Source organism: Niabella agricola (assembly GCF_021538615.1).
In the GTDB taxonomy this organism is placed as follows: Bacteria; Bacteroidota; Bacteroidia; order Chitinophagales; family Chitinophagaceae; genus Niabella; species Niabella agricola.
On the sequence record NZ_JAJHIZ010000003.1, the window covers coordinates 1,307,114 to 1,320,372 of the forward strand.

The 13,259-nt window shown below is 45.2% G+C and carries 8 protein-coding genes; 3 read left to right on the plus strand and 5 right to left on the minus strand.

The window, feature by feature from the left end; all coding sequences use genetic code 11:
- Positions 1 to 19 precede the first annotated feature (19 nt).
- Positions 20 to 829 (minus strand): alpha/beta hydrolase, encoded by an 810-nt coding sequence (locus tag LL912_RS10845; protein WP_235553597.1) that lies wholly within the window; start codon positions 827 to 829, stop codon positions 20 to 22.
- A gap of 340 nt (positions 830 to 1,169) precedes the next feature.
- On the opposite strand from LL912_RS10845, the gene LL912_RS10850 reads away from it, so the two are divergent.
- The 3 genes from LL912_RS10850 to LL912_RS10860 all read left to right on the plus strand — a co-directional run bounded on the left by LL912_RS10850 (position 1,170) and on the right by LL912_RS10860 (position 6,295).
- Positions 1,170 to 2,108 carry an ATP-grasp domain-containing protein gene (locus LL912_RS10850; RefSeq protein ID WP_235553598.1) on the plus strand — a complete coding sequence of 313 codons (939 nt, stop codon included), beginning with the start codon at positions 1,170 to 1,172 and terminating at the stop codon, positions 2,106 to 2,108.
- Between the two features lie 111 nt (positions 2,109 to 2,219).
- Positions 2,220 to 3,329, plus strand: a complete 1,110-nt coding sequence (locus tag LL912_RS10855; protein WP_235553599.1) for a carboxylate-amine ligase — start codon at positions 2,220 to 2,222, stop codon at positions 3,327 to 3,329.
- A gap of 119 nt (positions 3,330 to 3,448) precedes the next feature.
- Positions 3,449 to 6,295 carry a DEAD/DEAH box helicase gene (locus LL912_RS10860; RefSeq protein ID WP_235553600.1) on the plus strand — a complete coding sequence of 949 codons (2,847 nt, stop codon included), beginning with the start codon at positions 3,449 to 3,451 and terminating at the stop codon, positions 6,293 to 6,295.
- A gap of 140 nt (positions 6,296 to 6,435) precedes the next feature.
- On the opposite strand, the gene LL912_RS10865 is transcribed toward LL912_RS10860, so the two are convergent.
- Genes LL912_RS10865 through LL912_RS10880 form a run of 4 tightly spaced genes read right to left on the minus strand, consistent with a single transcriptional unit; the run spans position 6,436 to position 13,026 of the window.
- Entirely contained in the window at positions 6,436 to 7,377 is a 942-nt protein-coding gene (locus tag LL912_RS10865) for a fasciclin domain-containing protein (protein WP_235553601.1), read from the minus strand.
- A 7-nt stretch (positions 7,378 to 7,384) separates the two neighbouring features.
- Complete coding sequence (locus tag LL912_RS10870; RefSeq protein WP_235553602.1) at positions 7,385 to 8,155, minus strand: DUF4397 domain-containing protein; 771 nt, start codon at positions 8,153 to 8,155, stop codon at positions 7,385 to 7,387.
- Positions 8,156 to 8,181: 26 nt separating this feature from the next.
- On the minus strand, positions 8,182 to 9,873 hold the full coding sequence (locus LL912_RS10875) for a SusD/RagB family nutrient-binding outer membrane lipoprotein (RefSeq protein WP_235553603.1): 1,692 nt from the start codon (positions 9,871 to 9,873) through the stop codon (positions 8,182 to 8,184).
- 18 nt (positions 9,874 to 9,891) lie between these two features.
- Entirely contained in the window at positions 9,892 to 13,026 is a 3,135-nt protein-coding gene (locus LL912_RS10880) for a SusC/RagA family TonB-linked outer membrane protein (protein ID WP_235553604.1), read from the minus strand.
- Positions 13,027 to 13,259 lie beyond the last annotated feature (233 nt).

A 13,259-nucleotide genomic window follows, 5' to 3' on the forward strand; every position in this document is an offset into this window, starting at 1 on the left:
TATTCCTCATTTTACATTCTTATCTTCCCCATCCCCATTTTAGAAATACCGGCATGGCTTTTCCCCAGGTGGCCACATCATGCCTGCCATCGTCCAGCTCCAGGTAGGACACGTCTTCCGGTCTGTAGCCTTTTTTCATTAATTCTTTTACAATATCACGGGTATCGTCCACTGCATCAATGACGCCATTGTTATTGCGGTCATGCGCTTCATCCATCAGGCCGCATTGCAAAAAGAACTTTAATCCCGGTTTGTAGATCCCGTGGCGAATCTGCTGCTGCATGATGCGATCCCGGTCATCGTCATAGGTCGCATCTTCCTGATCTTTGCTCCGCCACCAGAGTGATCCGGAAAAAATCCCCGTTTTTGAAAACACTTCCGGGTGGTTCCATACTATGTCCAGCGCGCTCAGCCCGCCCAACGAGAAGCCGGCGAACGCCCGCTCTTTAAAGTCCCGCACATGGTATTTATCCAGGATATAGGGAATCAGTTCTTCAAGAACAAAACGGGTATATGCTGTAGCCAGGTCGCCCCGGCCCAGATAATCTGCTTCCGCCGCTACCCCATATTCCCGTTTCCGATCTGGCCCGGCGGTAATGCCCACACAAAGAACCGGAGAAATCAAACCATTAGCATATAACCCGCTCAGTAATTGCTGCAGCCCCATCACGGGCAGGTCCTGACCATCATTGATCATCAACAGGCTAAGGCCAGACAGGTCATCTACCCCGGTTGGGAGGTAAAAATCGACAGTTACTCCTCTCTTCAGAAACGCAGATAAAACGGTTGCCCGCTCTGTTAAATAGTCCAGTTCCTTTACCATATTCATTCGCCCAAAAGTAGTAAAATACCCTAATCCAGTGCCGAAATATTAAGCCGTCCAATAATTTTTTGTGAGGAATTAGAGAATAACTTAAATTCAGTCTTAAATTAAACAAAACAAATATGGAGCCTGAAAAAAAGCGGTACAAAACCAGGTTCACCGGGAACTGCTTTTGTCCTTTGCCGGGCTTTGATATCATGTAAAATCAAAAAAGTATGCGATAACCATAAAATACCGTGGATCTTCCACCCTGTTCCCTATCACCATTTACAGATACGGCCCGGCTACAGCAAGGCCATTGATCATCAAACCGGTTCTGCGATGCAGAGCAATAAACAATAAGAAAATGAAAAAAATCGGAATTCTATTTGGAAAGGAACGCTCTTTCCCTGAAGCATTTGTGCAGCGGGTTAATAGCAAAGGTATCGACGGAATCGTGGCAGAACCTGTGCGTATTGACAAGGCGCTGCAAGGCCAGCCCTCAGGCTACGCAGTTATTATTGACCGCATCAGCCAGGATGTACCGTTTTATCGTACCTGGCTGAAGAATGCCGCGGTAACGGGTACGGCGGTGATCAACAATCCTTTCTGGTGGAGCGCTGATGATAAATATTTCAACAATTGCCTGATGACGCAGATCGGCATTCCCGTGCCCAAAACGGCGATCCTCCCTTCGCATGACCGGCCGGATGATACCTCCGACGAATCGTTCAGCAACCTTGCCTATCCACTCGATTGGGAAGGGATTTTCCGGGAAGTAGGTTTTCCCGCCTATATGAAACCTTTTGCCGGAGGCGGCTGGAAAAATGTGTACAAACTACATGACAAGGAGGAGTTTTTTGAAAAGCACCGGGAAACGGGTCAGTTGGTAATGCTGTTGCAGGAAGAAATTGTTTTTGAAGAATATTACCGTTGTTATTGCATCGGAGGAAAACACGTGCGCATTATGCCCTATGAGCCCCGCAACCCGCACCACCTGCGTTATGTAGCCGATTTTACGCCAACCGCAGAAAAGCTGCAGGAGATGACAGATATTGTGCTGAAAATAAACAGGCACCTGGGCTACGATTTTAACACCGTAGAACTGGCATTGCGGAATGGCGTGCCCTATGCGATCGATTTCTGTAACCCCGCCCCGGACGCGGACATAAAGAGCGTGGGCGCTGAAAATTTTGAATGGGTGGTGGAAACCGCAGCGAACTATGCTATCGAGAAAGCGTTGGGTAACAACGGAGGCGATAACCTGACCTGGGGAGAATATGTAAAGAGAAGTGCAGGGAAATGAATTTGAAAATCTGAAGATCATCAATAGGGGTACTTGCCGGCGGTATGCTACAATTACAAGCGCTTCATTCATTTCCAAGTCTTCAGATCATCACATTTCACATTAATAAAAATGAGCATCAATTATAAAACATTCACGCTCGGCGTGGAAGAGGAATACATGGTTTTAGACAACCAGACCTTTGAATTAAAAAGTCATGAGCAAAAGATCGTACAGGAGGGCCAAAAGATCATTAAGGATAAGGTAAAAGCAGAGATGCACCAGGCGGTGGTAGAGGTTGGCACGGATATATGCCAGGACATTGACGAAGCTTATAACGACGTGGCGCTCCTGCGTAAGACCATATCGGATATCGCCGGCACCCTTGATCTTACCCTTGGTGCATCGGGCACCCACCCTTTCAGTCACTGGGAAAAACAGCTGATCACCGATCACATCCGGTACAACGAAATCGTTGCCGAATTACAGGAAGCGGCGCGCAGTAATCTCATCTTTGGACTGCATGTACATGTAGGTATGGAAAGCCGGGAACTGGCCAATCATATTGCCAACTCCACAAGGTACTTCCTGCCTCACATTTTTGCCTTGAGCACGAACTCACCTTTCTGGGAGGGAAGGACCACCGGCTATAAATCGTATCGCACCAAGGTGTTTGACAAGTTTCCCCGTACCGGCATCCCGGATGCCTTTGAAAGCATTGAGGCCTACGACAACTATGTGAAAATGCTGATCAAAACCAATTGCATCGATAATGCAAAGAAAATATGGTGGGATCTGCGGGTTCATCCCTTTTTCAACACCGTGGAATTCCGCATTTGTGATATCCCCATGACAGTAGACGAAACCATTACCATTGCGGCCCTGTTCCAGGCAGTTTGCGCCAGGATCTATATGCTGCGCAGCAAAAATCTGAATTTCATTCAATACTCGCGCCCCCTTATTAATGAAAATAAATGGCGGGCCAGCCGCTATGGTATCGACGGATACCTGATCGATTTTGGAAAAGAAGAGGAAGTAAATACCCGTGCCCTGATCTACGAGTTGCTGGATTTCCTTGACCCCGTAATCGATCATCTGGGCAGCCGGCACCGTATTGAACATGTGCATAAGATCCTGGAGCGCGGCACCGGGGCTGATCGCCAGCTGGCCCTGTTTGAGCAAACGAAAAATCTTACCGACGTGGGCAGGTATATCAGCGAAAGTTTTCTGGAGGGGTTGTAGATGCAAAAATAAACTAGGGTTACCGCTTCCGCCTGTTGCAGACCGGGACATAAGGCCGCAAACTTTAAAAGAAAAAACGAAGGGTTTTACCTATCTTGCGCGGCCCTATATCAACAACTATGACGGCGCAACGCACTACAGCAATATTACTCACTGCACATAAAGCGGGAGAAAGGCAGGGACTGCTGCAGATCCTTTCGGTAGATAAAAGCAGTAAACCACCCGCTTACGAAAAAGCTACGATCGACTCCCGGTCGGTTGTGGGGCATTTTGGCCGTTTGCCGGACCCACTTATCAAGGCGTTATCGGCCTTTGGCGAAAGCCATTTATCGAAGACCGTAGCTGCCATCAAACAGTACTTTGAAGTTCAGAACAGTCCGCTTGCCTATCGCGATTTCCAGGAGAAAGCGCTGGTCAAACATCACTATGATCTTTTCCGGCAGGTAAAGCCCTGGTTTGATACGCTTAAATGGTATCATAGCTATAAAGGACCTGGCGAACGCTGGATCACCGGTCCCTGTCGCATCAGCGACCGGCGTCCTTATTTAAAATTTGAAGTCATTGAATCTGCAGGTGGCTATTGCCTCCATGCCATTGCGGAAATTGACGGAACCGATCATCCGCTGAAAAGCCTGGAACGCCAGCATTTTTTTTTAAGAAGGAACGAGGAATACTTCCTGATGCCGCTTGCAGATCAGCAAATCCTTGATGAGCTCGAAAAGGAGGCTGCCTTTCACCCGGCTGCTGCTGACGTGCTTCGACCCGTCCTTTTAAAAATTGAAGAACGGTATCCTGTAAAATCCGATGTACTCCAGGAATGCCAGACCATCGAGATGCCTCCCATCCCCTCCGTGCTGCTGAGCGAACTGAGCGATACTTTTTTAATGTTAACGCCTCAGTGGACCTATGATGGTTATACCGTAGAGAACCCATGGGAGCCGGAAACCGAGATTCGCCAAAACGGAGTGCGCATCATTATCCGCCGTAACCAGGCACAGGAGCAGGAGCTAAAAGCCTTGCTGGAGTCGCTTCACCCGCGCTTTCCGGATCAGCATAAAGGCTATTATTACCTACCCTTTGCCGAAGCACAAAAGCGGCAGTGGTTTCCCAAAATATACCACCAGTTGCTATTATCGGGCGTAGACCTGAAGGGTATGGACATGCTGCGGCATTTCCGGTACGCTTCGCACCTTCCGGAAACTGATATTGAATGGCTACAGGAAAAAGACAACCAGCTCACCTGCCGTTTTACGGTACGTTTTGGAAAGGAAAATGTTCCGCTGCAGGAACTGCAGAAAATATTATGGGCAGGCCAGAGCACCGTGCTGCTCAAAGGCGGTACGCTGGGATTATTGAATGAAGGATGGATGAAACAATATGCCACCCTAGTAAAGCATGCAAAGATTCATAAGCAGGAACTAACCATTGCCCGATGGCTTTGTTTTTCCATGCAGGAACCCGGTGATGATACTTCCGTATTTGTGAATAAGAATGCGGAAACCTGGTGGCGGCAATGGCAGCAATGGCAGGGCGACGCACAGGTGTACCCCCTGCCTTCCGCTTTGCAGGCCACGCTCCGTCCTTATCAGCAAAAAGGTTACGAATGGATGTGCCTGATGGCGGATGCCGGTGCCGGTGGCTGCCTGGCAGACGATATGGGATTGGGAAAAACCTTACAGTCCATCTCCTTTTTAGCCCGTGCTATTGAGAACAGACCGGGCATGCAGAACCTGGTCGTATGCCCCGCATCATTGATTTATAATTGGGAGCAGGAATTAAAAAAATTTGCGCCGGGTTTGTCCGTTACGGTGTTTCATGGTCCGCAGCGTGATGCCTCGGTGATCGGCAACCCGGCTCAACAGGTGCTGATCACCAGCTATGGCACCTTCCGCACCGAAGCAGCACAACTTTGTACGCAATCCTATCTCTGCGTTTTCATTGACGAAAGCCAGAACATAAAAAACCCCGTTGCCAAAATCACCCGGGCTGTTGGAGACATCCGGTCTGTTTATTGTTTCACGCTTAGTGGTACACCCGTTGTAAATAACACCTTTGATCTTTATGCACAGCTCCACACGGCCCTTCCGGGCTTGCTGGGCACCAGGGAATTCTTTAAACGGGAATATGCAGACCCGATCGACCGCAACGGGGATGAGGCAAAGAAACAACTGCTGCAAAAACTTATTGCCCCTTTCGTATTGCGGCGAACCAAGGAACAGGTAGCGCCCGATCTTCCTGAAAAAACAGAGATCACATTGTGGTGCGAAATGGATGACGCACAACGCGCCCTGTATGACAATATTAAGGAACAGATCCGCAGCAGCCTTTTCCTGGATATTGAGAAAAAGGGAATGGCCAAAGCCAAGTTGGATGTACTTCAGGGTATTTTAAAGCTACGCCAGGTTTGCAACGCGCCGCAGCTGCTGCCGGAAGCCGCCGGTGATAAAGATGCATCGGTAAAAATGGAGCGGCTTTTTGAGGAACTGGAATTGGTGCTTCCCCGGCACAAAGTACTGATCTTTTCACAGTTCACCGGGGTATTGAACCTGATTGCCGACGTCTGCAAACGACGGTACATCAGCTACTACCATTTTGATGGCCAAACGCCGGCTGCCCAGCGCATGGAAATGGTAAAGGCATTCCAGGAAGAAGGCAATACCACCGGACTGTTCCTGATCAGTTTGAAGGCAGGGAATGCAGGTATTACCTTAACTGCCGCCGACTATGTATTTCTATTCGACCCCTGGTGGAATGAAGCCGTACAACAGCAGGCCATCGACCGCACCCACCGGATCGGACAAACCAAAAACGTATTTGCTTACAAGCTCATCTGCAAGGATACCATTGAAGAAAAGATCCTGCAATTGCAACAACGTAAAAAGCAACTTTCTGCCGACCTTATTTCTACCGATGAGGGCTTTATCAAAAACCTGGCGCAGGAAGATGTGGAATGGTTGTTTGGATAGGATATAAACGATTATCAACAGCACTCAGATCATTTCTCCCACTAAGTGAGATTCTAACCCCAGCCATTGATGACAAACGTAGATGCTTATTAACAGGAAGCACAGCCTAATAAAAGCATGACCAATCGCCGGCAATCGGATCAAGGCTTCAACATCTGTGAGATAGCGTAAAATACGCCGCTACCTGTGGCTATGCCATTTCCAACTGGCACGCCGGATGCGTTGTTTTTCCCTTTAATAGTAAAACTACCAACGGCTCCCTCGATTACGACACTATTAGATGAATAGCGGGTCAGTACACTTCCTGGTTTAAAATCACTTTTGAATATCCGCTGTGGTATCACATGATATCTCAATGTATTGGTTAAGACAGTAGCCGCTGCCCCGGTAATATTGGCAATAGCAGTAGAATCATATCCATTTGCCAGCATCACTGAATTTGGAATAGCGAATACAGTAGACGGCGTAGTTGTAAAACTGGTAGTAGTCGACGTTTTAGCGATAGCTTGCAACATTAAGCTATAATTGCCCAGGGCCTCCATCATTACAAGAGCAGAGCTGAAGTATGGCGGCTGAATAACCTCACCAACATTGTAATACAATCCATTTGAAGTCTGCGTTCCTTTATCCAACAACTCAATTCCATTAATATAAGCTTTATCGCTTTTCACATTACGAGTACCATATTGTACTACGCCTGTTTGCGTACTCATAGTAGCGTTAGGACCTTCAGGTATTTCATAAAATGTTCTTTTTGTTCCCTGAAAATGATACGTTGTTAGTAAGGCAAGAAATAAAGGATCTAGCTTATCTATATCAGCTGTGGTTTTAAGACCAATTTCCGAAAATGCATTATTGTCCGGAATGAAAAAAGTAAAAGGCCCTCCGCCTTTTGTAAATATATCAAGATTCGCTTTCTTGACCGCATACGCGAACATGGAAAACTCAGGATTTGTATTGATCACTTCATCCATATTATGTACAGTTGCAGGAACAGTGTCCTCTTTTTTGCAGGAAGACAACAATAGGATCATGACTACAATGCCAGTACAAAATATTTTTGCGATACTATTTTTCATCATAAAATCTTTATTTGTTTATGATCAGTGATATTGTAGGATTTCTGGGAGTAGTACTGCCTAGGTATCCTCTTGACACCATCGTATAGATTCTTTTATTCGTATTTGTAGCAAGTCTGTAATAAGCAGTTGCCGTTATTGCCGGACCACTAGGAGCACCCGCCGGGCGTATGGCAAATGTGTCGGCAAGAGACGCCGGCAGTTTGATAAGCGGTGTAGTAGACTTATATGCGACGTTTGAGGCTATCAGGCTATCGTTTTTATAAAAATCCAAACTGCCGGAATTGGGAATTAAGTTACCAATTCTGAATAGCGCGTACCCCGAATCCAACACAGCAGGAAAGTCGTCTTCCAACAAGAGCGATGTAGTTGATACTGCAGTATCTGCCATTAATATCGTGTATTTTTTATTTGCGCCGAGCAGCATCGTAGTATCATAAATCCAGCGTTGCACGAAGTTGATATTAGGATATACGATTGCTACATCAAATTTAACATTGCCGGGATCAATTGCCAGATAATCAGCATAGCTATTACCTCCCGTATTAAATCCTCCGCCGGGGTAGCCGTAGGGACTGGCGGCCGACACACTTAGTTTTGTATTATTTTGGTATACAGTAAGTGGAGTACTTGTTGGGTACATGCTGAAGAAACCAAATTTAACCAGTGCTTTTCCTTCGGGGCTTGACCGTTCAGTTTCACTAAACGTATTTTTTTTACAAGAAGCCAGCGCCCCTAAAAAAACAGCCAGAGATATCCCAAAAAATTTAAAATATTTCATTATAAACACATTTAATAGGTTCAAAACTACGGTTGACTGAACCAGCATTCATACGTATGATAGTCATCATTTAACCCACCTAATCTTCTTAGTTCTTCCATATTCCATATATATTCCGAATTGTATCTGGGGCGAACGCGGTAAACGGGTTTGCCATTGTTTGTGGATGCCAATGTGGACGGCAACGCAAAACCTGTATAAACCTGAAGTCCCGTTTCCGGATCGATATCGGTATAATGATACCTTCTAAGATCCACCCAGGTTTCAAAAAATCCCCAGCCCCAGAGAGCAATATACTTTTGCAGCATTATATCAGACAGCCTGAGGGTGGCGGGGTTTTGTCTTACATTGTTCCCCGTTATATAAGCGGTTCGCTCCGCCTGGGTTATCGGGTTATTGGTAAATAACGATGTATTCCCCCGGGGAAAGCTGGGCCGGTTGATAAAATCAAAGTGAAGATTGATTCCATTCAAATAGGCCGTGTATGCGGTTGCTTTATCACCCTTCTTATAAGCTGCTTCAGATTTCATAAATTGAATCTCTGATGCAGTCATCACTGGCATTACAGCCTTATTGCCGAATAAATATTTTTGATAGCTTGTGGAAAATACACTAGCAGAAGGGTTGGCATATGTAGTGTCACCCCAAACGGAAGCCACTTTTTTCCGCGCATTATTGTAGCTTGTAGAGCCCACCGCATAAGTCCACCAATTTGATAATCCGTTATAGGGATCCCCAATTCCCGGATCGACACCCCTGTAACCTCCATTCCCATTCGTTGTGTCATGACTGGCCGACAGCATATGGCGCATCCGGGGATCTCTGTTATAGGCAGTTACCGCGCTTGCCGGGGTATTTGCCAGGGTAGTTCCATCCAAAAGCCGTACAATAAAATTGGATTGCCGGTGATCTGCAAGATTATTGCGGTAGGTTCCAAAAAAATTGGCATCATCATTCCGGGTTGCGTCAAAGGCTACAAGAAAATCATCATCCGTAGTTGCAAGCGACTTATCACAGTAATAAATCACAGAATCCGGGTTATAAGATGCTTTGTTGGAAATCCGATGAAAATTACGCGCCAAAATACCATAAGTATATTTCAGCCACTTGCTTACATTACCATTGTATACATAGTCGCCCTTAGCCAGCCGATCCTGTGTAGGGCTATAATTAGTGTTGTTAAGATATATAATCGCCAATCTGCAGATCGAATCAATTCCCTTGTAAACTGTTTCCTGATCATCAAATCTAAAGGCTGTTTGATTGTCCCTAAACGCTTCCGAAAATATAATATCGCCATGATAATCTGTAGTATATTGATAAATCGCCGCCTGCATAGCCAAAGCGGCGCCTACATAATCCCATTGCTGATTTTTTATGCCTGTTTCTATAATATATTTAAGGTTCCGTCCGAAACCAATATAAGCCTGACGCCAGATATCACCATTCGCATCACTTGCTCCCACATAACCCATACGATCCCAATTGACATTTGTAGCGTTTGTTGTGTATGAACCGAAGTTCTGTATATACCGGCTTGCATATCTTCCGTCCCATTGCAGTCCTCTGGGATAGGCAGCTATCTGTGTAGGAAAAACGGCCGATACATTAGGAAACTGTGGCACAACCGGGTTTGTATTTACATCCAGAAACTTTTTACATCCAAACACCCCTGCAAGAACTGTAAATAAGAATATGTATAAAAAACTCTTTTTCATTGTTCCTTTTTTAATTCATTAAAATCTAACTCTTAGTCCGAAATTAACGCCTCTTGGCATGCTGAGTGCGCCAAAATCAATTCCTACGCCTCCAGCACCTCTACTGGAAGCATTATTTGCGTTGACACTTGGATCCATCCCCGTATAATTGGTAATCATAAACAATTCCGTTCCTGTTACAAAAAGGGAAGCAGAGGATATAAACTTAGTTCGCGCTAACACGTGACCCGGAAGATTATAGGCTAATGTCGCATCACGCAAACGCATCCAGTTTACATTTTCGATAAAATCAGCTTCCGATGAAGCATTCGCTGATGTATAATAATCATCCCTGTTAAATGGCACGATTACAATAGTATTAGGCGTCGGTGTGGTACTGTTCTGCAATCCATCATTCAGTACACCTTTAATAATAATCGGTTGCTCGCGGCTCAGCGTTCTTTTGCTCAGCCCGGTCAGATATAAATAGTACTCCATACCGTTCCAAACATCTCCCCCTCTTCTAAACTCAATATTAAACGACAGGTTAAAGTTTTTATAATTAAAGTTATTGATAAGTCCTACTTTAAAATCGACCTGCCGGTCTCCTACCTGCTGAAAATCGGCGGTGCGGGTTGGCAATCCCGTTGATGCGCTTACCACCACATCTCCATTATTATTTTTTACCACGGTACGGCCGGCTAAATTGTATGGGCTGGCTCCCACAAACATTTGAGAACGAAGATCGCCAAACACCCAGGTATCCGAGTCATAATAGGTAGGTAGGTCTCCGGGCATTTCCAGTACCTTGCCACGGTTCCTGTCAAAATTGGCAGTTATATTCCAGTTAAAATCTTTTGCCCGGATTGCCTTTACATCAAGAATGGCTTCAAATCCTTTATTAGACACCAAACCTCCATTTATAAAACGTATTGCAAACCCGCTTCCATAAGAGTAGCGTGCCGGAATAATCTGATCTTTGCTTCTTAAATCGTACCGGGTCACATCTAGCGACACGCGATCCTTGAATAACCTGATCTCCCCGCCAAACTCAAAGTTCTTGGTAAACTCCGGACGCAACGCATAATTGTTACCAGCGTCGAGTTTATAGGCAAATCCTCCACCAGTACTGATTTGTCCATCAAAGCTATTGTCAATAACATAGGGGCGGTATGGCCCCTTACCCGTGGTACCGTATGAGACCCTTAATTTTCCAAAAGTGAGCCAGGGGAGCTTTGCCTTAACATTTCCAATATCAGAAAAGATAAGACTCGAAGAAGCCGATCCAAAATTATAATACGGATCCTTATCCACAGCTCTGGATACCAGTTTTGAATTCCCCTCCCTGGAACCTGCCAGGGACACATAAAAGAGTTTAGCATAATCAATAGAAAAATTACCAAACCATCGCACTAACCGTTCCACATTGTATACCGTTTTCGCATCTCTACTGACTGGATCAGTATTCAGAATTGAATAAAAATCCCTTTCATAGAAACGCTCTCCTTTTTGCGATTCGATTCTCGTCCTGCGATCATCAAATGCCATCCCGGCGAGAAAACCGCTACTGATCTTTCCGAATGTTTTAGTTGCATTTAATGTGGTATTATTACTAACGTTTCTTGTTGTTTGCTCATATAAAGAATACGTACCATTCAGGGAGAATCCAAAACGCGACAAGGGATGCACAGCACTATAGCCCGTCTGCCCATAATAATCCACACCAAAGTTATTTAACAACGTTAGCCATTTTGCAATATTATAGGTATAATTTGCTGTGAGCGAAGTCCTGTCCAGCTTATCCTGCGATTTATTTTTATTCACATCCCAAAACGGATTATCAAACTCCGCAGTCAGACTGGCGTTTCCGGTTCTATATAATTTTCTGGTACCGTCGGGATTGATCCAGTCTGTTACATCAATATCAGAGGGAAAGTTTATAAGGTTGTACAAATATCCCCCAGCGCCTTTTGTAGCCTTATCAGTAGTTAGTTTGGTATATGCAATGGAAGTTACAAGTTTCATTTTGGGCGATATGGTTAAACCTCCGGTAAGTTTCGCCGAAATCTGATCCTCTCCGGTCATTGGAATCACTCCGTCCTGATCTCTATAACTTAAGGACAACCGGTAAGTAGCTACGTTTGTTCCCCCATCCATATTGATGTTGTGGCGTTGAGACCGTCCGGTTCTGAAAAATGCCCTAACATTATCATATAATTTTGTTCCAACAGGAAATTTATCTCCAAAATAGGCGTAAACCGTTCCGCTGCTAAAAGGATTCCCTGTTGCGGCATCATCGGAAATACCATTCAAACCTCTCGTATACACCTGCTGAATTTCAGGAAGTCTGTAAATTTTTTCAATCCGGAAGCTATTGTCATAACTTACAACCGCACGGCCCGCTTTTCCCTTTTTTGTTGTAATAACAATTGCACCAGATGCCCCCTCCGAGCCATATAACGCAGAGGCTTCGGGCCCTTTTAATACAGTAATGGTCTCGATATCGCTGGGGTTAATATCCGCCGCCCTGTTTCCGTAATCATTATTACGGTTAGCGGCATTCGCATTTCCGATCAGGTTATCCTGGTTCACGGTCTGATTATCATAAGGCACACCATCAACCACAAACAGCGGTTGGTTATTGCCTCCCAGCGAAACGGGGCCTCTCAACACAATGGTCGTTGAAGCACCAGGAGCACCAGAAGAGGGGGTGATATTAGCTCCTGCCACACGGCCAATTAAACCATTAATCCAATTATCACGCTGGGTTCCGGCAATTTCATCCCCGTTTAACTGTTGAGCCTGGTAGGACAATCCCCTTTTATTCTGCCTATTTCCGTATGCAGTTACAATCACCTCATCCAAATCACTTTTGCCCTTTACTAATTGAATATTTGCAACTGCACTGCTGCCGGCCTTGATCGTTTGTGATGTAAATCCAACATAACTCACCACAAGATCCTGCCCAGGTGCTGCGTCTATTGAAAATGTTCCATCCTCCTTAGTAACCGTTGCTCTTGCAGTTCCTTTTATCGCAATCGTAACTCCAGGCATCGGCTTTCCCTCTTCATCGGATACTTTTCCAATAACGGCTTTTGTTTGCCCGACAACCCAATAAGGAAGCGTAAAGAAAAGGATGAACAATACCATCCCCGGTAAAGCGCACTTTCTCATAATTGTCCGTCTATTTTAATTTTTATCGTAAATCAGATCTTCTGCAGGAGGCTCAAAAGAATATCAGCACAATTGTAAAGGTTTACTTCTCCGGATACTTTCCGGAAAACTTACATAAAAATGGCTCCCTGCACACAAATCAAGCAGCTGACTAATGTCCTCCCAATGTCAATAATTCTGGTATTTTGTCAATTTTCTATAAACCCTGTTAAAGATATGTAAAAAAAACCATT

What these genes read in the sequence shown, in the direction of transcription:
- LL912_RS10865 (WP_235553601.1), bottom strand. Translation starts at nt 7,377, where the DNA reads ATGATGAAAAATAGTATCGCAAAAATATTTTGTACTGGCATTGTAGTC.
- LL912_RS10870 (WP_235553602.1), bottom strand. Translation starts at nt 8,155, where the DNA reads ATGAAATATTTTAAATTTTTTGGGATATCTCTGGCTGTTTTTTTAGGG.
- LL912_RS10850 (WP_235553598.1), top strand. Translation starts at nt 1,170, where the DNA reads ATGAAAAAAATCGGAATTCTATTTGGAAAGGAACGCTCTTTCCCTGAA.
- LL912_RS10845 (WP_235553597.1), bottom strand. Translation starts at nt 829, where the DNA reads ATGAATATGGTAAAGGAACTGGACTATTTAACAGAGCGGGCAACCGTT.
- LL912_RS10855 (WP_235553599.1), top strand. Translation starts at nt 2,220, where the DNA reads ATGAGCATCAATTATAAAACATTCACGCTCGGCGTGGAAGAGGAATAC.
- LL912_RS10875 (WP_235553603.1), bottom strand. Translation starts at nt 9,873, where the DNA reads ATGAAAAAGAGTTTTTTATACATATTCTTATTTACAGTTCTTGCAGGG.
- LL912_RS10880 (WP_235553604.1), bottom strand. Translation starts at nt 13,026, where the DNA reads ATGAGAAAGTGCGCTTTACCGGGGATGGTATTGTTCATCCTTTTCTTT.
- LL912_RS10860 (WP_235553600.1), top strand. Translation starts at nt 3,449, where the DNA reads ATGACGGCGCAACGCACTACAGCAATATTACTCACTGCACATAAAGCG.